Annotated in this window: 24 protein-coding genes; 14 read left to right on the top strand and 10 right to left on the bottom strand. The window is 66.9% G+C overall.

Annotation, left to right across the window (positions count from 1 at the left end; genetic code table 11):
• Positions 1 to 28 precede the first annotated feature (28 nt).
• Positions 29 to 1,261 carry a fatty acid desaturase family protein gene (locus K3U96_RS19210; protein WP_220690764.1) on the top strand — a complete coding sequence of 411 codons (1,233 nt, stop codon included), beginning with the start codon at positions 29 to 31 and terminating at the stop codon, positions 1,259 to 1,261.
• Positions 1,262 to 1,351: 90 nt separating this feature from the next.
• Here K3U96_RS19210 and rsgA read toward each other — a convergent pair whose 3' ends face one another.
• Positions 1,352 to 2,332 carry a ribosome small subunit-dependent GTPase A gene (gene rsgA, locus K3U96_RS19205; protein ID WP_220690763.1) on the bottom strand — a complete coding sequence of 327 codons (981 nt, stop codon included), beginning with the start codon at positions 2,330 to 2,332 and terminating at the stop codon, positions 1,352 to 1,354.
• Positions 2,329 to 3,627 carry a 3-phosphoshikimate 1-carboxyvinyltransferase gene (aroA, locus tag K3U96_RS19200; RefSeq protein WP_220690762.1) on the bottom strand — a complete coding sequence of 433 codons (1,299 nt, stop codon included), beginning with the start codon at positions 3,625 to 3,627 and terminating at the stop codon, positions 2,329 to 2,331. The genes rsgA and aroA overlap by 4 nt, the downstream gene beginning before the upstream one ends.
• A 65-nt stretch (positions 3,628 to 3,692) precedes the next feature.
• Between aroA and K3U96_RS19195 the strand changes: the two genes are divergently transcribed.
• From K3U96_RS19195 to K3U96_RS19170, 6 genes are all read left to right on the top strand, one after another.
• The gene (locus K3U96_RS19195; RefSeq protein WP_220690761.1) at positions 3,693 to 4,472 is read left to right on the top strand and encodes an SOS response-associated peptidase; all 780 of its coding nucleotides are present in this window, start codon (positions 3,693 to 3,695) and stop codon (positions 4,470 to 4,472) included.
• Between the two features lie 84 nt (positions 4,473 to 4,556).
• Positions 4,557 to 4,793, top strand: coding sequence for a hypothetical protein (locus K3U96_RS19190; RefSeq protein ID WP_084222987.1), 237 nt, complete (start codon positions 4,557 to 4,559; stop codon positions 4,791 to 4,793).
• A complete protein-coding gene (locus K3U96_RS19185) occupies positions 4,790 to 5,653 on the top strand; it encodes an oxygenase MpaB family protein (RefSeq protein WP_220693591.1) in 864 nt (287 codons plus the stop codon). The genes K3U96_RS19190 and K3U96_RS19185 overlap by 4 nt, the downstream gene beginning before the upstream one ends.
• A complete protein-coding gene (locus K3U96_RS19180) occupies positions 5,650 to 5,898 on the top strand; it encodes a hypothetical protein (protein ID WP_230982204.1) in 249 nt (82 codons plus the stop codon). The genes K3U96_RS19185 and K3U96_RS19180 overlap by 4 nt, the downstream gene beginning before the upstream one ends.
• 76 nt (positions 5,899 to 5,974) lie before the next feature.
• On the top strand, positions 5,975 to 6,571 hold the full coding sequence (locus tag K3U96_RS19175) for a TetR/AcrR family transcriptional regulator (protein WP_220690760.1): 597 nt from the start codon (positions 5,975 to 5,977) through the stop codon (positions 6,569 to 6,571).
• A complete protein-coding gene (locus K3U96_RS19170) occupies positions 6,571 to 7,416 on the top strand; it encodes an enoyl-CoA hydratase/isomerase family protein (RefSeq protein WP_220690759.1) in 846 nt (281 codons plus the stop codon). The genes K3U96_RS19175 and K3U96_RS19170 overlap by 1 nt, the downstream gene beginning before the upstream one ends.
• 3 nt (positions 7,417 to 7,419) lie before the next feature.
• On the opposite strand, the gene K3U96_RS19165 is transcribed toward K3U96_RS19170, so the two are convergent.
• From K3U96_RS19165 to ybaK, 3 genes are all read right to left on the bottom strand, one after another.
• A complete protein-coding gene (locus K3U96_RS19165) occupies positions 7,420 to 8,313 on the bottom strand; it encodes an acyl-CoA thioesterase domain-containing protein (RefSeq protein WP_230982203.1) in 894 nt (297 codons plus the stop codon).
• A complete protein-coding gene (locus tag K3U96_RS19160; RefSeq protein ID WP_069404397.1) occupies positions 8,271 to 9,128 on the bottom strand; it encodes an SDR family oxidoreductase in 858 nt (285 codons plus the stop codon). Before K3U96_RS19160 ends, K3U96_RS19165 begins: the two co-directional genes overlap by 43 nt.
• Positions 9,129 to 9,231: 103 nt before the next feature.
• Positions 9,232 to 9,729: a Cys-tRNA(Pro) deacylase gene (ybaK, locus tag K3U96_RS19155; RefSeq protein ID WP_220690758.1), complete on the bottom strand. Its 498-nt coding sequence runs from the start codon at positions 9,727 to 9,729 to the stop codon at positions 9,232 to 9,234.
• Between the two features lie 255 nt (positions 9,730 to 9,984).
• Between ybaK and K3U96_RS19150 the strand changes: the two genes are divergently transcribed.
• The gene (locus tag K3U96_RS19150) at positions 9,985 to 10,644 is read left to right on the top strand and encodes a sigma-70 family RNA polymerase sigma factor (protein WP_220693589.1); all 660 of its coding nucleotides are present in this window, start codon (positions 9,985 to 9,987) and stop codon (positions 10,642 to 10,644) included.
• Positions 10,641 to 10,943: a mycothiol system anti-sigma-R factor gene (gene rsrA / locus K3U96_RS19145; protein ID WP_220690757.1), complete on the top strand. Its 303-nt coding sequence runs from the start codon at positions 10,641 to 10,643 to the stop codon at positions 10,941 to 10,943. The genes K3U96_RS19150 and rsrA overlap by 4 nt, the downstream gene beginning before the upstream one ends.
• Here the strand turns inward: rsrA and K3U96_RS27220 are convergent.
• Positions 10,940 to 11,032 (bottom strand): 50S ribosomal protein bL37, encoded by a 93-nt coding sequence (locus K3U96_RS27220; RefSeq protein WP_003882799.1) that lies wholly within the window; start codon positions 11,030 to 11,032, stop codon positions 10,940 to 10,942. The genes rsrA and K3U96_RS27220 overlap by 4 nt on opposite strands.
• Positions 11,033 to 11,203: 171 nt before the next feature.
• Here K3U96_RS27220 and K3U96_RS19140 point away from each other — a divergent pair, with 171 nt between their 5' ends.
• Positions 11,204 to 11,419 carry a biotin/lipoyl-binding carrier protein gene (locus tag K3U96_RS19140; protein WP_220693588.1) on the top strand — a complete coding sequence of 72 codons (216 nt, stop codon included), beginning with the start codon at positions 11,204 to 11,206 and terminating at the stop codon, positions 11,417 to 11,419.
• 38 nt (positions 11,420 to 11,457) lie between these two features.
• Positions 11,458 to 12,945 carry a two-component system sensor histidine kinase PdtaS gene (locus K3U96_RS19135; RefSeq protein WP_220690756.1) on the top strand — a complete coding sequence of 496 codons (1,488 nt, stop codon included), beginning with the start codon at positions 11,458 to 11,460 and terminating at the stop codon, positions 12,943 to 12,945.
• Positions 12,946 to 13,145: 200 nt separating this feature from the next.
• On the opposite strand, the gene whiB1 is transcribed toward K3U96_RS19135, so the two are convergent.
• The 3 genes from whiB1 to K3U96_RS19120 form a co-directional block, all read right to left on the bottom strand.
• A complete protein-coding gene (gene whiB1, locus K3U96_RS19130) occupies positions 13,146 to 13,400 on the bottom strand; it encodes a transcriptional regulator WhiB1 (protein WP_014208822.1) in 255 nt (84 codons plus the stop codon).
• A gap of 235 nt (positions 13,401 to 13,635) precedes the next feature.
• Positions 13,636 to 14,601: a diacylglycerol/lipid kinase family protein gene (locus tag K3U96_RS19125; RefSeq protein WP_220690755.1), complete on the bottom strand. Its 966-nt coding sequence runs from the start codon at positions 14,599 to 14,601 to the stop codon at positions 13,636 to 13,638.
• 56 nt (positions 14,602 to 14,657) lie between these two features.
• Positions 14,658 to 16,367: a PHA/PHB synthase family protein gene (locus tag K3U96_RS19120; RefSeq protein WP_069406762.1), complete on the bottom strand. Its 1,710-nt coding sequence runs from the start codon at positions 16,365 to 16,367 to the stop codon at positions 14,658 to 14,660.
• 123 nt (positions 16,368 to 16,490) lie between these two features.
• Here K3U96_RS19120 and K3U96_RS19115 point away from each other — a divergent pair, with 123 nt between their 5' ends.
• From K3U96_RS19115 to K3U96_RS19105, 3 genes are read left to right on the top strand one after another with little or no spacing between them, the layout of a single operon-like run.
• Positions 16,491 to 17,297, top strand: coding sequence for a 2-keto-4-pentenoate hydratase (locus K3U96_RS19115; protein ID WP_230982202.1), 807 nt, complete (start codon positions 16,491 to 16,493; stop codon positions 17,295 to 17,297).
• Positions 17,294 to 18,070, top strand: coding sequence for a 2-keto-4-pentenoate hydratase (locus tag K3U96_RS19110; RefSeq protein ID WP_069406760.1), 777 nt, complete (start codon positions 17,294 to 17,296; stop codon positions 18,068 to 18,070). Before K3U96_RS19115 ends, K3U96_RS19110 begins: the two co-directional genes overlap by 4 nt.
• Positions 18,071 to 18,079: 9 nt before the next feature.
• Complete coding sequence (locus K3U96_RS19105; protein WP_069406759.1) at positions 18,080 to 18,289, top strand: dodecin family protein; 210 nt, start codon at positions 18,080 to 18,082, stop codon at positions 18,287 to 18,289.
• Here K3U96_RS19105 and K3U96_RS19100 read toward each other — a convergent pair.
• On the bottom strand, positions 18,261 to 19,070 hold the full coding sequence (locus K3U96_RS19100; RefSeq protein ID WP_069406758.1) for an IclR family transcriptional regulator: 810 nt from the start codon (positions 19,068 to 19,070) through the stop codon (positions 18,261 to 18,263). The two genes, K3U96_RS19105 and K3U96_RS19100, sit on opposite strands and share 29 nt — an antisense overlap.

The raw sequence follows: 19,070 nt of genomic DNA, 5'->3' as shown, positions 1-19,070 counted from the left end.
ACGTAGGCACGCGAGAGGAGGGCTGACCATGGCGATCACTGACGTACCACAGTTCGCGCATCTGACGGATGCCGACATCGAGAGTCTGGCCGTCGAACTGGACGCGATCCGCCAAGACATCGAAGACTCCCGCGGCGAGCGCGATGCGCGCTACATCAGGCGGGCCATCGCCTCGCAGCGCGCACTCGAGATCGCCGGCCGCGTCGTACTGGCCGCCAGCTCGCGGCGCACCGCGTGGTGGGCGGGCACCGTCACGCTCGGCGTGGCCAAGATCATCGAGAACATGGAGATCGGCCACAACGTCATGCACGGTCAATGGGATTGGATGAACGATCCCGAGATCCACTCCTCCACGTGGGAGTGGGACATGAGCGGGTCGTCCAAGCACTGGCGCTTCACCCACAACTTCATGCACCACAAGTACACCAACATCCTCGGCATGGACGACGATGTGGGCTACGGTCTGCTGCGCGTCACCCGCGACCAGAAGTGGAAGCCGCACAACGCTTTCAACCTACTGTTCAACACCATGCTCGCGACGCTGTTCGAGTGGGGCGTCGGCCTGCAGCACCTGGAGCTTGGCAAGATCTTCAAGGGGCGCGACGACCGCCAAGCGACGCTCAAGCGCGTGCGGGAGTTCGGCGTCAAGGCCGGCAACCAGGTCTTCAAGGACTACGTCGCTTATCCCGCGGTGACGTCACTGTCGCCCGGCGCGACGTACAAGTCGACGCTGAAGGCCAACGTCGTGGCCAACATCATCCGCAACGTGTGGTCGAACGCAGTGATCTTCTGCGGCCATTTCCCCGATGGCGCAGAGAAGTTCACCAAGACCGACATGGTCGGCGAGAGCAAGGGTCAGTGGTACCTGCGGCAGATGCTGGGTAGCGCCAACTTCGAGAACGGCCCGGTGCTGCGGTTCATGAGCGGCAACCTGTGCCACCAGATCGAGCATCACCTGTATCCGGACCTGCCGAGCAACCGGCTCCACGAGATCTCGATCCGGGTGCGCGAGATCTGCGACAAGTACGATTTGCCGTACACCACAGGGTCTTTCCTGATGCAGTACGCCAAGACATGGCGGACCATCGCGAAACTGTCCCTGCCGGACAAGTACCTGCGCGACACCCCCGACGATGCGCCGGAAACCCGCAGCGAGCGGATGTTCGCCGAACTCGAGCCGACCCAGCGTCGGGGGCTGAAGTCCTCGATCGCCGCGGTCAGGTCGCGTCGTCGGGAGAGGCGCCTCGCCGCGAGCGCGTGAGCCACAGCTTGTCCACGGGTGGTGCTGTCTAGTTCCGCGTCGCCAAATGCGCGGCGTGTCCGCCGCAGACACACGTCGCAAAGAACGGGACTACTTCTCTCGAAGGGTCGCCAGCAGTCGCCGGGCCGCCGCGACGCGACCGGCGGCGGCGCCGGTCAGCGCGTCGAGGGTGCACTCCGGGTCGGCGGGCGGACCCATGTGACCACAGCCGCGCGGACAGTCCTTGACCGCCTCGGCCAGATCGGAGAACGCCTGCATCACATCGTCGGGTTCGATGTGGGCCAACCCGAACGAGCGGATGCCCGGCGTGTCGACCACCCAACCGCCCAGGCTCAGCGGCAGCGCCACCGACTGGGTCGACGTATGCCGACCCCGGCCGATATCGGTCACCGCACCGGTGGCCCGTTCTGCTTCCGGCACAAGGCGGTTCACCAACGTCGATTTGCCGACGCCGGAGTGCCCGAGCAGCACGGTCACCTTGTCGGTCAGCAGCGGCGCGACGGCGTCGAGCGGATCGTCGCGGCCCGCGGTCACGACCGTGAGGTCGAGGTCTGCGAACTGCGCCGCGAACGGCTCCGGTGCGGCCAGATCCGTCTTGGTCAGACACAGGATCGGCGTGACACCCCCGGCATAGGCGGCGATGAGCGTGCGCTCGACCAGGCCGGTGCGCGGCGGCGGGTCGGCCAGGGCCACTACGAGCAACAGCTGATCGGCGTTGGCGACGACGACGCGCTCGGTAGGATCGGTGTCATCTGCGGTGCGCCGCAGCACCGTTCGACGTTTCCCGCGGCGCACGATGCGGGCCAGCGTGTCAGGCCTGCCCGACAGGTCGCCGACCACGTCGACATCGTCGCCGACGACGATCGGGGTGCGGCCGAGTTCGCGGGCGCGCATCGCGGTGACGCGGCGGCTCGGATCACCGCCGAGTGCGCAACCCCACCGGCCGCGGTCGACGGTCACCACCATCGCTTCCTGCGCGTCGGCGTGATCGGGTCGGATCTTGGTGCGCGGCCGTGAGCCCCGGCCGGGGCGCACCCGGACATCGGACTCGTCGTAATCGCGACGGCTCAAGCGCCTGCCTCGGGATCTGCCGCCTGACCGGACATCATCTCGGCCCACATCTCCGGGAAGTCCGGCAGCGTCTTGGAGGTGGTCTCGACGTCGTCGACCTCCACCCCGGGCACCCGCAGCCCGACGATCGCCCCCGCCGTCGCCATCCGGTGGTCGGCATACGAACGCCACAACCCACCGCGCAGCGGCCGAGCGACGATCTTCAGCCCGTCGGGCGTCTCCTCACACTGGCCGCCCAAACCGTTGATCTCTGCCGACAACGCTGCGAGCCGGTCGGTTTCGTGACCACGCAGGTGCGCGACACCGCGCAGCCGCGACACCGACCCCGCCGACGCCAGCGCCGCGAGTGCGGCCACCGCCGGCGTCAGCTCACCGACGTCGTTCATGTCGATGTCGATGCCGCCGTAAAGGTGGGATCCGTGCACCTCGAGAAACGTATCACTGTGCTGCACAACGCAACCCAGCTTTGCCAGGATTCTGGTGATCGAGTCGGCGGGCTGCACGCTGACCCTGGGCCAGCCGGTGATGCGCACCGTTCCGCCGCTGACGACCGCCGCGGCGATGAAGGGCACCGCGTTGGACAGGTCGGGCTCGATGGTCCAGTGCCGCGCCGCGACGGGACCAGGGGCGACGCGCCACCGGTTGGGCTGGCCGTCGTCGACGTCGACGCCCGCGTCGCGCAGCATCGCCACCGTCATCGCCACATGGGGCGCCGAGGGGACCGCCGCACCGGTGTGCTCGATCGTCACCCCCTCGCTGAACGCCGCGGCGCACAGCAACAGCCCGGAAACGAACTGCGACGACGCCGACGCGTCGATGCGCACCGTGCCGCCTGCGACCGACCCGCGGCCGCGTACCGAGAACGGCAGGCCGTCCCCGTCGATCTGCACGCCGAGGGTGCGCAGCGCGTCGAGCAGCGGCGCGATCGGCCGGCTGCGCGCCTGCTCGTCACCGTCGAAGGTGATCGTCGAGGTGCCCAGCGCGGCCACCGGCGGGACGAACCGCAGCACGGTGCCCGCCAGCCCGCAGTCGACGTGCGCGCCCCGGGGTGGGTCGATCGCGCCGCTGACCGTCAACTCGTCGGTGTCGCCCTCGATCGTGACGCCCAGCGCCTGCAGCGCCGCGATCATCAGGTCGGTGTCGCGGCTGCGCAGCGCACCGCTGATGGTCGAAGGGCCCTGCGGTGTCGCCAGCGCCGCGAGGATCAGTGCCCGGTTGGTCAGCGATTTCGACCCGGGCACGGTGACCGTGGCGTGCACGGGCCCAGACGCCGTCGGTGCCTGCCAGGTGCTCACGGTTCTATCCTGCCCGATAGCCTGCCAGCTCCGGCATGTCGCCGGTTTCTGCCACCATGGGACTCATGTGTGGACGATTCGCGGTGACCACAGATCCGGCGCTGCTGGCCGAAAAGATCAAGGCGATCGACGAAACCACGGCGGCCCAGAAGGACACGGCCGGACCCAACTACAACGTCGCGCCGACCACCACCATCAGCACCGTGGTCAAGCGCCACACCGATCCCGACGACGAGTCGATCCGCCGGATCCGCTCGATGCGCTGGGGGTTGGTGCCGCCGTGGGCCAAGACCGCCGAGGACGGCGGCCCGGATACCAAGGGCCCGCTGCTGATCAACGCGCGGGCAGAGAAGGTGACCACGTCCCCGGCGTTTCGCAACTCGGCGAAGAACAAGCGCTGCCTGGTGCCGATGGACGGCTGGTATGAATGGCGACCCAACGGCGAGCTGGCGTCGGGGAAGAAAGCGCCGAAGACGCCGTTTTACATGTACGGCGCCGACGGCGAGCCGCTGTTCATGGCGGGGCTGTGGTCGACGTGGCGGCCCCGAGACGGGTCCGGGTCGTCCTCGGCGGCGCCGCTGTTGAGTTGCACGATCATCACCACCGATGCGGCCGGACCGCTGGCCGAAATTCACGACAGGATGCCGCTGAGCATCTCCAAGAACGACTGGGACCGCTGGCTGGATCCGGATGCCCCGATCGACGAGGGCCTGCTGCGTGGCCATGGGGATCTGGACCGGATCGAGATACGCGAGGTGTCCCGGCTGGTCAACAATGTGCGCAACAACGGTCCCGAGTTGATCGAGCCGGCCGAGCCGGAATCCGAACCGGCAACGCTGCGATAGGTAACAACGATTCACATCCGTGTCGAACAAACCCACGGGCCGCTGTGGGAAACGGGGTCGTCAAACATGAATGATGATTAACATATGAGCGTGCTCACCGCGGTTCGCAAAATCCTGGGCTTCGAGATGACGATCGCCGAGTGGATCGGCACGGCCATCATCCTGGCCGTGCCCTACCTGGTCGTCGGAGCGGTGTGGACGGCGTTTCACCTCGACTACGTCAACGCGATCAACACCAACGGGGTGAACCGACTGATGGCCCTGCTCGGCTCCGTCGCCGCCTGGCCGGTGCTGCTCTTCTCGACGGTATGCATGACATGACGGCCGCCGACACCCGCATCACCATCCGCAGGCGCACCGCGCGCTGGGACACCGAACCGGTCACCGCCGCCGAGGCGATGGACTTCTGGGCGTTCGCCGCAGGGGCGGCCAACGTGATCATGCAACTGTCGCGTCCCGGCGTGGGATACGGCGTCGTCGAGAGCAAGGTCGATTCCGGCAACCTGTTGAAGCATCCGTGGAAACGGGCCAGAACCACGTTCCAGTATCTGGCGGTCGCGATCCTCGGAAGCCCACAGGACCGTGCGGCGTTCCGGGAGGCGGTCAACGAGTCGCACCGACACGTCCAGTCCACCCCCGACAGCCCCGTGCGCTACAACGCGTTCGATCGTGATCTTCAAATGTGGGTAGCGGCATGTCTTTTCGTGGGGATGGAGGACACCTATCAACTGCTGCGCGGTGAGATGACGCCCGAGCAGTCCGAGCAGTTCTACCGGTCGGCGTGGACGCTGGGCACCACGCTGCAGGTCAGCGAGGACCAATGGCCGCCCACCCGCGCGGAGTTCGACGCGTACTGGACCGAGGCGTGCGGGCAGATAACGATCGACGACCGCGTCCGCGACTATCTGCTCGAGATGCTGAACCTGCGGATGATCAATCCGCTTCTGGGCATTCCGTTTCGGCCGCTGTTGAAGTTCCTCACGGTGGGATTTCTCGCCCCGGTCTTCCGCGATGCGATGGGCCTGGGGTGGGGTGATTTCCGGCAGCGCCAGTTCGAAAGGTTGTTCTTGCTCGTCGCGTTCGCCAACCGTTTCCTGCCCGTGTTCATCCGCCAGGGCGGCAGTTACGTCCTGCTCGCCGATGTGCGCCGCCGGGTCCGCCAGCAGCGCGCGCTGGTGTGACCGTGCTGCGCCGGGTGCTGAGCCGGCGGGCGAGCGTCGCGGCGATGATCGAGACCGCGATGTGGCTCGCGATTCCCTATCTGCTGATCGGGTTGGTCTGGGCCTTCTTCGACGCCGAGCAGGTGCGCGCCATCGAGACCGCGCTGCAGACCCGTCTGCCCGCGGGCGCCGAGATCGCGGCGTTCGTGCAGACCACGCTGCTCTGGCCGCTGCTGCTGCTGGGCACCGACCTCTGCATGGCCTGAACGCCGGCTGGCCACGGACGACGATCGGTCGGCTCATCTTGACAGAGGATTCCTCGGTCAGGCTAGAGTAATCCTCGTGCCCGAGAGTGCGGCGGGAACAGATGCGCGCAGCCGGTTACTTGCCGCGGCGCGGCGCTGTTTTGCTGCTGACGGCGCGCTGTCGGCAACGCTGGACCAGGTGCGCCGCGAGGCCAACGTGAGCGTCGGCGCGTTGTATCACCACTTTCCCGACAAGCTCTCGCTGGCCACGGCCGTCTACGCGCAGCTGATCGGTCAGTACCAGGCCGGGTTTCTCGAAATGCTGCGCGGCCACGACACCGCGCAAGGCGGTATCCGCGGCGGCGTTGCCTACCACCTCGACTGGGTGAGCACCCATCGCGGCGAGGCCAAGCTGCTGCTCGGTGACCGCCTCGACAGCGAGCGGTTGCGCGAGTCCAACGCGGCCTTCTTCGGATCGGTGCGCGACTGGTGGCGTCCACATCAGCGCTACGGGATGTTGCAACCGATGCGCATCGGCATCACCGCCGCGCTGTGGCTGGGTCCCGCGCAGGAGTTCAGCCGCCACTGGATCTCGGGCCCAGAGGTCACAATGCCGCCGGAAGCGGTCCAAGCCTTCGCCGACGCGGCCTGGGCGGCGTTGCGCACCAAAGAAATTCGACGAAAGGAAACGTGATGACACCGTCAGGCTCGCTGTACCGGACGATGCTCGCCGCCGGAGATGATCCTGACGCGCAACGGCGTGTGCGGGTCGAACGCCGCGGCGACCGGGCGGTGGTCACCCTCGATGAACCCCAGCGGCTCAACGTGCTGTCCGCGCCGCTGGTGCGCCAGCTTCGGCGTGCGCTGCAGGATCTCGACGCCGATCCGGATGTGCGTTCGGTGGTTCTGACCGGGGCGGATCCCGGTTTCAGCGCCGGTGGTGACCTGAAGATGATGGACGCCGCCGTCGGACAGCTCGGCGCGCCCGAAGGCACGGCCGACGTCTGGCGCTGGATTCGTCGTGAGTTCGGCGGCATCGCCAGGTTGATCGCCGGTTCAGAAACCGTGTTCGTCGCGGCGCTCAACGGTGCGGCCGCCGGGGTGGGGCTGGCGTGGGCACTGACCTGCGACCTGGTGATCGCCAGCGAGCGCGCGGTGATCGTGCCCGCGTTCGGGCGGCTGGGCCTCATTCCCGAGGTCGGCACCAGTTGGGCGTTGACGCGACGGCTGGGATACCAGGGGGCGTTCGCCTACTACCTGCGCGGTGACCACATCGATGCCCACACCGCATACCGGCTGGGGCTGGTGCAGGAAGTGGTCACCCACGACCGCCTGATGGAGGCGGCCGACGAATGGTGTTCACGCATCGGGGAAATGCCGTCGCATGCGGTCGCGATGGCCAAACCGCTGTTGCGCGCGGCAGCCGACGCCGACTGGGCCGACGCGCTGACCCTCGAGGAGTTCGCCGAGCCGACCTGCTTCACCACGGCCGCGTTCGCCGACAGCGTGCACAGCATGCTGAACCAGGAATCGACCTGAGGGTCAGCGGACCAAGCCTTGCGACGTCAGCACCGCCAGCAGCGAACCGTCGTCGGCCCGCAGCGAGCCGTAGGCCGACACCGCGCTGGTGGCAACCGATCCGCGGCCCTCGAACAACCGCCACGCGGTGGACGGCACCAGGTGCGCGCCGGGCTGCCAGATGATGCTGAGGTCCAGGCTCAACAGCCAGGCCTCCACGAACCCGGTCACCTGGCCGGGGGAGTCGAAGAGGTGCGCGTCGGCGTGCAGCACGTCACCGAGCTGCGGATGACGCAGCGGATCGTGGTCTGCCTGGCCGTTGTCGACCGTCACCCACAGCGCGACCTCGGGTCGGCCCCGATGAAACCCCGTCAGGCTGTCGGGGTAGTCGATGCCCCGGCGGCGCGCGAACCGCAGCGGAGCCCACTCGTCTCGAAGCCAGTCCAGCGGCGTGCCCTCGTCCGGATCCGGCAGCGGTGACGACGCGGTTCCGTAGCGTTCGAACGGAACTGGGGCGTCGACCGAAGGCGGCCCGAGCCACCCGTCGGCCAGCCAGCTGCTCGCGATGAGGATGGTGCGGCCGGCCTGGCTGATCGTGACCTCCACCGCCTCGGCGATTCGGCCACCGCGGATGGTGCGCGCGAGGAGTTCGACCGGCCCGGGCACGCCCGCCTCCACGAACGTCACCGACAGCGACGCCGCCGCCGTTCTGCCGGTATGGGCGAACACCGCGGCCAGCGCGAGCGCCGATGTGTAGCCGCCGAACGCGCGCCCGCCAAAACACCAGTGCTCGGGTAACTCGCGGGCGTACCGGCTGATCGGCCCGTCTCGTTGTCCGCCGTCGAGGTCGAAGTCGGCTCCGGTCAACACCTCGGCTACGGCCCGGTGTATCCCGGCGGGTTGGGCGTGTCCACCCACAGGTCAACACCCAGTTCCGCGCCTGGGACGCAGTTGTACACCGAGAGGTCGGTGACGCCGGATTCCAGCAGCACGTCCTCGCACAGCAGGCTGTTGCCGGTGTACTCGCGTGAGGGTTTGGTCAGGATGACGTAGGCGGAGTCCGCGTAGACGTCGGGCTTGCGGGCCCGGCCCATCGCCTCGTCGCCGCCGAGCAGGTTCTGGACCGCCGCGGTGGCCACCATGGTGCGCGGCCACAGCGTGTTGGAGGCGATGCCCTGATCGCGCAGCTCCTCGGCGATCGCCAACGCGCACAACGACATCCCGTACTTGGCCATCATGTACGCGGTCGGTTTCAGCCATTTGGACTCCAGCCGGACCGGCGGCGACAACGTCAGGATGTGCGGGTTCTCGCGGCCGATCATGTGCGGAATGCAGGCCTGCGAAACCGCGTACGTGCCGCGCACCTGGATGCCGTTCATCAGGTCGAAGCGCTTGAGCGGCACTTCGGTGATCGAGCCGAGGTTGATCGCCGATGCGTTGTTCACACAGATGTCGATGCCGCCGAACTGCTCGACCGTCTTGGCGACCGCGGCGGTCACCGAGTCGCCGTCGCGGATATCGCCGACGATCGGCAGCGCCTGCCCGCCGGCCTCTTCGAGCTCCTTGGCCGCGGTGTACACCGTGCCGGGCAGCTTGGGATGCGGCTCGGCGGTCTTGGCGATCAACGCGATATTGGCCCCGTCGGCGGCGGCGCGCTTGGCGATGGCCAAGCCGATACCGCGGCTGGCGCCGGAGATGAACATGGTTTTCCCGGATAGCGGTGCTTCTGCCATGGGGCTCACCCTATGACCTGCACGCCGTCCGACCGCCGAGTGTGGCCTTTTGTCACGCCTCGGGCGCGAGGGACGTGTCGGTAACCCACGTTCGCGGCCGGTTTCAGGCGTGGATGTCGGCGACGACGGCCGCGGTGAGCCCGATGAGGTCCCGCGGATGCACCCCGACCTCCCATCCGCGCTTGCCGGCGCTGCACAGCACCCGGTTCCACCGCAACGCCGACGCGTCGACGACGGTGGGCAACGCCTTGCGCTGACCGAACGGGGAGATCCCCCCGACGACGTAACCCGTCGCGCGCTCGGCCGCGGCCGGTTCGGCCATGTTCACCTTCGACACGCCCAGAGCGGCCGCCACGGCCTTCAGCGACAGTTTCGACGGCACCGGCAGCACCGCGACGGCCAGGCCCCTGGACAACCCGTCGGCAGCCACCACCAGGGTCTTGAAGACCTGCTCGGGATTGACCCCCTGCGCCCGCACGAGCTCCTGGACGGCTTCGTCACCGTAGGACTCGCGGCGAGGGTCGTGCGCGTACTGAAGGATCTCGTGAGGAATCTCGGCGGCCAGCAGGGCCCTGATCGCCGGGGTCGCCGCGCGCGCCATCGACCCAGCCTATTTCGCGGTGTGGCAGGGCCACCCTGTGGGTGAGCTGGGAACAACTGCAGGTGGTCGTGCTGTTATGCGGTGCAGACCTGGCGCTATCGGGCGATCAGGAAACAAGTCGGTCTCTACCTCTAGGATTGAGCGAAGGGGGTCCAGGTGCCCACGATGGCGATGGCCACGGACGTGCGGTTGCGTCCGGTTGATTTGGTCGGCCGGTTCGGCGGCACCGCGACAGAAGGGACGGTGTTTCCCACGATGACCGACTCCGACGGAACAGCGCGCGACGGCGCGCCCGACACGTCGGCGCCCGAACGTCAGGAAACCGATGCCGAGCTGACGGCCCGGTTCGAGCGCGACGCGATTCCGCTGCTCGACCAGCTGTACGGCGGCGCGTTGCGCATGACGCGTAACCCCGCCGACGCCGAGGACCTGCTGCAGGAAACCATGGTGAAGGCCTACGCCGGCTTCCGCTCATTCCGTGAGGGCACCAACCTGAAGGCGTGGCTGTACCGAATCCTGACCAACACCTACATCAACAGCTACCGCAAGAAGCAGCGGCAGCCGGCGGAGTATCCGACCGAAGAAATCACCGACTGGCAGTTGGCGGCCACCGCGTCGCATTCCTCGAGGGGGCTGCGGTCGGCTGAGGTGGAGGCGCTGGAGGGACTTCCCGACAGCGAAATCAAGCAAGCGTTGCAGGCCTTGCCCGAAGATTTCAGGATGGCGGTGTATTACGCCGACGTGGAGGGCTTTCCATACAAGGAGATCGCCGAGATCATGGACACGCCGATTGGGACGGTGATGTCCCGGTTGCACCGGGGCAGGCGTCAGTTACGGGAGCTGCTGGCCGATGTGGCCCGCGAGCGCGGCTTCGTTCGCGGAGCGCAGGACGCACCCGAGGAGGTCTCGTCATGAGCGAGCGTTCCGACGAGCAATGGACCCCGCCGGTCGGCCCGGTGGACCCGGACCATCCCGAGTGCGCCGCGGTGATCGCCGAGGTATGGATGCTGCTCGACGGCGAATGCACCGCCGAAACCCGCGACAAGCTCAAGCAGCATCTCGAAGACTGCCCGGCCTGCTTACGGCACTACGGCGTCGAGGAGCGGGTCAAGCATTTGATCGCGAAGAAATGCGGTGGTGAAAGGGCGCCCGACAGCCTGCGCGAGCGGCTGCGCATCGAGATCAGCCGCACCACCATCATCCGTCGGGGTTAACGCACCGACTTCGAACCGGCGTTCGGCCGCTTTCCGTGGTTAGCCTTCGAGTGCTTCCGGTCGCGCTTCTTACGGCCACGCTTGGCCATGGTGTTCCTCCGTGTAGGTCAGGGGTCTGAGAGGGTCCGCCACCGGCGGACACCGCCATGCCATTGTGTCATGGCCCGCCGACACCGCTGTCGTGCCCGGGTTGTGGTTCGATAGGACCCGGCAGGCAGCCGGAATGGGATGCCCACGACATGTACACCGAAGGGGTGAAGATGGCCGAGGACGTTCGCGCTGAAATCGTGGCCAGTGTGCTCGAGGTCGTGGTTAACGAGGGCGATCAGATCGGCGAGGGTGACACCCTGGTGCTGCTGGAGTCGATGAAGATGGAGATCCCCGTGCTGGCGGAGGTGGCAGGCACGGTCACCAAGGTCAGCGTGTCCGTCGGCGACGTGATTCAGGCCGGTGACCTCATCGCGGTGATCAGCTGAGGCCCGTGGTCGCCGCCGCACCGCCGGACTGAGCTCTAATGTCGACCCTCGGTGATCTGCTGGCCGAGCACACCGTGCTGCCCGGCAACGCGGTCGACCATCTGCACGCGTTGGTGGGTGAGTGGCAACTGCTCGCCGACCTGTCCTTCGCCGACTTCTTGATGTGGGTCCGCCGCGACGACGGCTCGCTGGTTTGCGTGGCGCAGGTGCGCCCCAATACCGCGCCGACGGTGCTGCTGGCCGACGCGGTCAGCACCCTGACCGCGCCCGCGGACATGCCCGTCGTCGCCGCGGCCTTCGAGTCGGGCGCCATCGGCGTGGGAGATAGTGCCGGACAACCGGTCTCGTCCGGACTCAACGTCGAGGCGGTACCGGTGCGGTACGACAACGACGTCGTCGCGGTGCTCACCCACCAGACGGCGTTGGCATCGCGTAAGGCCAGCCCGCTGGAAAGCGCTTACCTGGACTGCGCGGGCGATCTGCTGCACATGTTGTCCGAGGGCACGTTCCCCAATGTCGGTGATCTGGCGGTGTCGCGGTCCAGCCCGCGCGTCGGCGACGGCTTCATCCGCCTCGACGAGGGCGGTGTCGTGGTGTTCGCCAGCCCCAACGCGATATCGGCCTATCACCGAATGGGGCTGCCCGCCGACCTCGAGGGGCACGACCTCGTCGAGGTGACACGGCCGCTGATCTCCGACCCGTTCGAAGCCGAGGAACTGGCCGAGCACGTTCGCGACTCGCTCAGCGGCGGATCGAGCATGCGGTTGGAGGTCGACGCCGGCGGTGCGGCGATTCTGCTGCGCACGCTGCCGTTGGTCGTGCACGGTGCGCCGGCGGGCGCGGTGGTGCTGATCCGTGACGTCACCGAGGTCAAGCGCCGCGACCGCGCGCTGCTGTCCAAGGACGCCACCATCCGGGAGATCCACCATCGGGTGAAGAACAACCTGCAGACCGTCGCGGCGCTGCTGCGTCTGCAGGCCCGGCGCACCAACAACGCCGAGGGCCGCGAGGCGTTGATGGAATCGGTGCGCCGGGTGTCGTCCATCGCGCTGGTGCACGACGCGCTGTCGATGTCGGTGGATGAGGAGGTCAACCTCGACGAGGTCGTGGACCGGATCCTTCCGATCATGAATGACGTTGCCGCAGTGGACAGTCCGATGCGCATCACCCGTGTCGGTGATCTGGGTGTGCTCGACGCCGATCGGGCCACGGCGTTGATCATGGTCATCACGGAGCTGGTGCAGAACGCGATCGAGCACGGCTTCGACGGGTCCACCGAGCAGGGGTATGTGACCATTCGCGCCGAGCGTTCGGCTCGGTGGCTGGACATCATCGTGCAGGACAACGGCCGTGGGCTACCCGAGGGATTCAGCCTGGAGAAATCCGATCGGCTGGGTCTGCAGATCGTGCGGACGTTGGTTTCGGCGGAGCTGGATGGCTCTCTGCATATGCATGACGGGTCCGAGGGGGGAACGGATGCGGTGTTGCGGGTCCCGATCGGTCGCCGCGGCCGAGCCGCGCAGTGAGTTGGGGCGGCCGAGCCGCGCAGTGAGTTGGGGCGGCCGAGCCGCGCAGTGAGTTGGGGCGGCCGAGCCGCGCAGTGAGTTGGGGCGGCCGAGCCACGCAGAATGGCTATTCGTATCGCGAAACGGACCCAAATTGATTTGCACACATTTACGGCCCCGACTTTCGCCGGGGCCGTAAATCTATTGATCTTGTGCGGCGGTTAGACGCCGCTGCGGGCCTTGGTGCGGGCATTACGCCGCTTCAATGCGCGACGCTCGTCTTCGCTCATACCGCCCCACACGCCAGCGTCCTGGCCGGACTCCAATGCCCAGGTGAGGCACTCGGTCGTGACGGGACAGCGATTGCAGACAAGCTTCGCGTCAGCGATCTGTGCGAGTGCCGGCCCGCTGTTCCCCACCGGGAAGAACAGTTCCGGATCCTCGTCACGACAGACCGCCTTGTGGCGCCAATCCATAATCACAACTCCTTACATGTGCGCAGCGGGGCGCACGAGCTTTTCTTCGGCTGTTAACGCGTGCACAGGAAATGTTTCTGCACTGTTGCTTCCGATGCTTTCACAGGCTGGACAGATGTCAACACTCATGAGTTAACAAGTGCGCAATCTCACTAGACCGAGGTGTTAGCGGATCACTCAATCGTTTGTACTACACTTGATCCACCTGCGCCCTTAACCGGCCAGCCGGATCTCATCAGTGCAGGTCAAGAGGGGTATTTGCCGCAGGCGCCAGCACGCCCAGGGCGTCGGGGACGGCAGTGAACGTCATCGCATCGCGCGTACCCACGTAATCGCCGTCGATCTGGCACGCCACCGCCGTGTCGCTTGTCACACGCACCCACGGCAGGTCATCGTCACGGACCAGGTGCTTGGCCTCGATCCGCGGCCGCTGCGACAACATCCGCCGCACCAGCCGCAGATTGGCCCAAACGCTCATGCTGGTCGTGGCGAACAGGCCCAGGCCGGTCTCGAAGCTTGTCGTCGGGTTGGTCCAGACCGGGCGGCGGTTGGCATATGTCCACGGGCTGGCGTTGGACACGAACGCGAAGTGCACACCGGTCACCGGCTCGTGGTCGGGCATATGCACGGTCAGCGACGGTTCCTTGCGGGTGCTCGCCAGCACTTCGCGGATCGCGACGCGGATGTAGCGGGACGCGGTGACCTTGCGTCCCTTGCTGCGCTGGGCCTCGACCGCCGCCACGACGTCGCCGTCGACACCCATCCCGGCGGTGAACACCGCCCAGCGCTCACCGCAGTCCATCAGCCCGATCCGCCGCCAGGTCTTGCGGCGCCGGTAGCTCGACAGCAGATCGATGAGCTGGTTGGTTGCTTCGATGGGGTCCGGGCTGATGCCCAGCGCCCGGGCGAACACGTTGGCCGAACCGCCGGGAACGACGCCGACGGCCGGGGCGGCGGCCCCCGGCCCTCCGACCTCCATGAGGCCGTTGACCACTTCGTTCACCGTGCCGTCACCGCCGTGCACGATCAGCACGTCGACGCCGTCCCGGGCGCTGTCGCGGGCGATCTCGATGGCGTGACCGCGGTGATCGGTGTGCACGACGGTCAACTTGACCCGGCTCTCCAACGCGTGGGCCAGCAGGTCGCGTCCGGCCGGCGTCGTCGACGTCGCGTTCGGGTTCACGATGAGGACGGCGCGCACGAGGCGTCAGCTTATCGGCAGCAGCCGATCGGCCGGGTTCGGCCGATCGGGACGGCTCAGCTGAAGACGTATTCGCCGGGCCCGTCGCCGATCACCGGGTATTTGTCACTGCCCATCGGGGGCGGCTCGACCATCGGGCCGGCCTGTTCGCCGGCCCACTCGGCCCAGTCGACCCACCATGACTGCGCGGTGCGGTCGGCGGTGCTCGCCCAGTCCTCGGCGTTGGCCGGATAGTCGTCACTGGACAGGTACCACGCCTTGGGGCCGGGCGGGTTGACGATGCCCGCGATGTGACCGCCGTTGCTCAGGATGAACCGGGTGGGACCCGAGACCAGCCCGGTCGTCTTGTACGCCGACTGCCACGGCACGATGTGGTCGTTTTTGGCGCTGACGATGTAGGTGCTGGACTTCACCGCGCTCAGGTCGATGGTCTGGCCGGCGATCTCGAGCTCGCCCTTGGCCAGCAGGTTCTTGACGTAGAAGTTGCGTAGGTAGAACGTGTGCATGGCGGCGGGCATCTGGGTGCTGTCGCTGTTCCAGGCGAGAATGTCGAAGGCCGGCGGCGTCTGGCCGAGCAGCCAGTTCGACACCACGTAGCTGAAGATCAGGTCGTTGGCGCGCAGCACATCGAACGTCCCGGCCATCGACTTGCCGGGCAGCGTTCCGCCCGACTTCTTCATCTCCTTCTCGAGCCGGACGATCGCTTCCTCGTCGGTGAACACGCCCAACTGTCCCGGCTCGGAGTAGTCGAGCATGGTGTTGAGCAGCGTGAGGCTGCCGATGCGATCGTCGCCGGTCTGGCTCAGGTAGGCCGCGGTGATCGCGGTGAGCGCGCCGCCAAGGCACAACCCGACCATGTCGATCTTCGACGCCCCGGTGATCTCGGAGACGACGTCGAGCGCCTGCTGCGGCCCGGAGATCAGATAGTCGTCCATGGTGGTGCGGGCCATCTCGGCGGTGGGATTGCGGTAGCTGATCGCAAACACCGTCCGGCCGTGCTGGATGGCCCATTCGATGAAGCTGCGCTGCGGTGCCAGGTCCATGATGTAGTACTTGTTGATCCACGGCGGGCTGCACAGCACCGGGGTTTCGTGAACCGTGCCGGTCTGCGGCTCGTACTGCAGCAGTTCCATCAGCTCGTTGCGGAACACCACCTTGGCGGGCGTCACGGCCAGGTTGCGGCCCAGCTCGAACGGGCTGGAGTCGACTTGCCTTGGCAGACCCCGGTTTTGGATCAGATCCGAGGTGAAGTTGCGAGCTCCCCTGAGCAGGCTCACCCCCGCGGTGTCGAACGCGCGCTTGATCGCGGTCGGGTTGGTGAGCAGGAAGTTGGTGGGGGCCACCGCGTCGAGCATCAGCTCGAGGCCCAGCTTGGCCTTGGTCGCGCGCTTGTGGTCCAGCTGCGATTCTGTGACCATCGTCCGCGCAAAATCACACGCGGACAGGTACGCCAACAGCACCGCGTGGAAGTACGGGTTGTCGGTCCATGCCGGATCCGAGAACCGCCGGTCGGCCGCGGCGTTGTCCTTGCCGGATTTCGGCTTGAGCCACGCCGACAGCACCGTCGACGGAATCGCGGAAAGACCGGCGCCGAACGTTCCGGCGGCTTTGAGCATGAGCCCCGGGTCCATTGCGGCCTTGCCCACCGCGGCGGTGAGCGAATCCCCGATGCCCGCGGTGTCTGGTCCCAGTCCCACCACGTTGGATTCCGGAGCCAGCATTTCTGCGGCCTGCTGACCGACGTCCCATGATGAATCCCATGCCATGGCTCCATGGTGGACACTTGCCGCGCGGGTCGCTTGCTCCTCCCACTGGCCGGAACCACGACGGCGATTCCCACTCTTCGGAAGCAGCTTTCGCCGGGCCGCCTGGCGGTGAATGCTGGGGTCGTGCAAGCAACCAACCTTCATCGGGAACTGGCCGATGAGCTGTGGCGGGCCGACACCACCGCGGTGCCGATCGCCCCGCTGACCGACCGGTATCCCGATCTGACGATCGAGGACGCGTACGCGATCCAATCGTTGAACATCGACCGGCGGGTGGCCGGCGGGGAGCGGATCTGCGGTCGCAAGATCGGGCTCACCTCCAAACCGATGCAGAACCTGCTCGGTGTCGACGAGCCGGATTACGGCGTCCTGCTCGACGGCATGTTCGTCGAGGACGGTGACGTCATCGACCTGCCCAAGATGGTGCAGCCGCGGGTGGAAGCCGAAATGGCCTTTGTGATGGAGTCCGATCTGGAAGGGCCCGGGGTCAACACCGCGACGGCCCTGCAGGCGATCGCGGGTGTGCTTCCCGCGGTGGAGATCGTCGATTCGCGCGTGGCGGACTGGAAGATCAAGCTGGTCGACACGGTGGCCGATAACGCGTCGTCCGGGCTCATCGTGATGGGCGGGCGGCTGCGCCGCGTCGACGAATTGGACCTGCGCCTCACCGGGGTTGCGGTCACCCGCGGCGGTGAGTTGATCGATACCGGCGCCGGCGCGGCCGCGCTTGGTAATCCGGCGCGCTGCGTGGCGTGGTTGGCGAACAAGCTCGCCGGCTTCGGCGCCAAACTGCGCGCCGGTGACGTCGTGCTTCCGGGAGCGGTGCACAAGATGGTCGCAGTACAACCCGGCGACGTGTTCCGTGCCGAGTTCGCCCACCTGGGTGCGGTCACGGTGCGCTTCTCCAACCAAACGCGGGCCGCCGCATGATTTCTCCAGACGATATCGCCAAACAACTCATCGTCGCCGAGCGCGAGCGCACTCCGATCGCTGCGTTCACCGACGCCAACCCCGACCTCGACGTCGACACCGCCTATCTGGCCCAGCAGGCGTTTGTGCAAGCCAAGTTGGACGCCGGTGAACGGGTGGTCGGTGCAAAGCTCGGTCTCACGAGCCGGGCGAAGCAGGAAGCGATGGGCGTCGACTCGCCGCTGTCGGGCGTGGTGACGAGCGGGATGCTCGCGCCGTTCGGCGCACCGATCGACCTGTCGGGGCTGATCCATCCGCGCGTGGAACCGGAAATCGCGTTCGTCCTCGCCCGCGATGTCGAGGCCCCGGCGACCGTGTCGAGTGTGCTGGCGGCCACCGAAACCGTCTGTGCCGCCATCGATGTCATCGATTCACGCTACGAGGAATTTCGGTTCAGACTGCCCGATGTGATCGCCGACAATGCGAGCGCGGCGAGATTTCTGGTTGGACCCCAGTCCGTTTCGCCAGACCAGATCGGGGATCTGCGGCTGCTCGGATGCGTGGTCCGCGCCAACGGTGACGTCGCGGCGACGGCTGCGGGAGCCGCGGCCATGGGACATCCGGCGGCTGCGGTGGCGTGGTTGGCAAATTCCTTGGCGCAGCGCGGCGCGATGTTGAAGGCGGGATGGACCGTGTTCTCCGGTGGTTTGACCGCACCCATCGCGCTGTCGGGGAAATCCTTCGTGACCGTCGAGTTCGACGGGCTGGGCACCATCGAGGCATTCACCGGATAGGGAGGCGCCATGGCGGTGCAGAAAGCGCTCGACCTCATCGGCGAGGGGCCGACCGTGCAGGACGCGGTGAGCGAGGCATTGGACCGTGCCCAACTGACCTTGGAGGGCATCACGTCATTTCGGGTGCAAGATGTCAGCGGCGTGATCGGCGATGGACAGCCGACCTATCGTGTCGAGGTTCGCGTGTGGTTCACGCTGATGGAGAAGCTCCACGGTTGAGGCCGTCCCTGTGGCGCGCTCCCTCGGTGGCGAGTTGCCGAGACAGGCTCCGACAGGCCACGGCCAGCGCACCGGTAACGGCCTCGATGTCGGTGGTCGGTTCGTGCACAGTCAACTCGAGCGCCGCGGCGACCTTGCCCCCGCCGCTGAACACCGGCATGGCGACGGCGACCTTTTCGGCGTCGAATTCGTCGCGCACGCTGGCAAGTCGTGTCAGCCGTATGACAGACAACGCTTGCCGAAGGCTCTCCGGGGAAAGCATTTTGGGGGCGGTGTGCAGCCCGCCGGCAATCGCCCGATCCACGACGCCGGTTGAGGAAAAGGCGAGCAGTGCCCTTCCCATGGCGGTGCTGATCGCAGGCAGCGCCGGGGCGATGGTGTCCATGTCGGCAGCAGACGTGCGGCCGCCCTGACCGAGAAGCACCACCTGATGGCCGTTCAGAACGCCGAGTTTGGCGTCCGCCCGGGCGGTCCGTGCCAACTCGACGAGTACCGGCCGAGCCCGCACGGTGAGGATCATCCGTTGCACCGCATCAAGATCGGTGCCACCCTTACCGATGATCCGCAGCGGCAACCCGATGCGGTAGCCGCCGTCCTCGGTTCGCTCCAGCAGCCTCCAGGCCAACAACTCAGAGGCCAGCCGGTGCGCAGTGGACGTGGGTAACTTTGCGATACTTGCAATTTCAGTCAGCGTGAGGACAGGGCCACCGGCAAAAGCCATCAGAATAGCGGTGACCTTGCTGGTAACCGATCGACCTGGATCAGTCGAATTTCCCGCCAT

The organism is Mycolicibacterium holsaticum DSM 44478 = JCM 12374 (assembly GCF_019645835.1).
Classification (GTDB): Bacteria; Actinomycetota; Actinomycetes; order Mycobacteriales; family Mycobacteriaceae; genus Mycobacterium; species Mycobacterium holsaticum.
Note: the sequence above shows the minus strand (reverse complement) of the source record. Positions and strands in the feature narration are given on the sequence as shown.

What these genes read in the sequence shown, in the direction of transcription:
- K3U96_RS19210 (WP_220690764.1), top strand. Translation starts at nt 29, where the DNA reads ATGGCGATCACTGACGTACCACAGTTCGCGCATCTGACGGATGCCGAC.
- K3U96_RS19195 (WP_220690761.1), top strand. Translation starts at nt 3,693, where the DNA reads ATGTGTGGACGATTCGCGGTGACCACAGATCCGGCGCTGCTGGCCGAA.
- K3U96_RS19190 (WP_084222987.1), top strand. Translation starts at nt 4,557, where the DNA reads ATGAGCGTGCTCACCGCGGTTCGCAAAATCCTGGGCTTCGAGATGACG.
- K3U96_RS19185 (WP_220693591.1), top strand. Translation starts at nt 4,790, where the DNA reads ATGACGGCCGCCGACACCCGCATCACCATCCGCAGGCGCACCGCGCGC.
- K3U96_RS19170 (WP_220690759.1), top strand. Translation starts at nt 6,571, where the DNA reads ATGACACCGTCAGGCTCGCTGTACCGGACGATGCTCGCCGCCGGAGAT.
- K3U96_RS19160 (WP_069404397.1), bottom strand. Translation starts at nt 9,128, where the DNA reads ATGGCAGAAGCACCGCTATCCGGGAAAACCATGTTCATCTCCGGCGCC.
- ybaK (WP_220690758.1), bottom strand. Translation starts at nt 9,729, where the DNA reads ATGGCGCGCGCGGCGACCCCGGCGATCAGGGCCCTGCTGGCCGCCGAG.
- K3U96_RS19150 (WP_220693589.1), top strand. Translation starts at nt 9,985, where the DNA reads ATGACCGACTCCGACGGAACAGCGCGCGACGGCGCGCCCGACACGTCG.
- rsrA (WP_220690757.1), top strand. Translation starts at nt 10,641, where the DNA reads ATGAGCGAGCGTTCCGACGAGCAATGGACCCCGCCGGTCGGCCCGGTG.
- K3U96_RS27220 (WP_003882799.1), bottom strand. Translation starts at nt 11,032, where the DNA reads ATGGCCAAGCGTGGCCGTAAGAAGCGCGACCGGAAGCACTCGAAGGCT.
- K3U96_RS19140 (WP_220693588.1), top strand. Translation starts at nt 11,204, where the DNA reads ATGGCCGAGGACGTTCGCGCTGAAATCGTGGCCAGTGTGCTCGAGGTC.
- K3U96_RS19135 (WP_220690756.1), top strand. Translation starts at nt 11,458, where the DNA reads ATGTCGACCCTCGGTGATCTGCTGGCCGAGCACACCGTGCTGCCCGGC.
- whiB1 (WP_014208822.1), bottom strand. Translation starts at nt 13,400, where the DNA reads ATGGATTGGCGCCACAAGGCGGTCTGTCGTGACGAGGATCCGGAACTG.
- K3U96_RS19120 (WP_069406762.1), bottom strand. Translation starts at nt 16,367, where the DNA reads ATGGCATGGGATTCATCATGGGACGTCGGTCAGCAGGCCGCAGAAATG.
- K3U96_RS19110 (WP_069406760.1), top strand. Translation starts at nt 17,294, where the DNA reads ATGATTTCTCCAGACGATATCGCCAAACAACTCATCGTCGCCGAGCGC.
- K3U96_RS19105 (WP_069406759.1), top strand. Translation starts at nt 18,080, where the DNA reads ATGGCGGTGCAGAAAGCGCTCGACCTCATCGGCGAGGGGCCGACCGTG.
- K3U96_RS19100 (WP_069406758.1), bottom strand. Translation starts at nt 19,070, where the DNA reads ATGGCGGGAAATTCGACTGATCCAGGTCGATCGGTTACCAGCAAGGTC.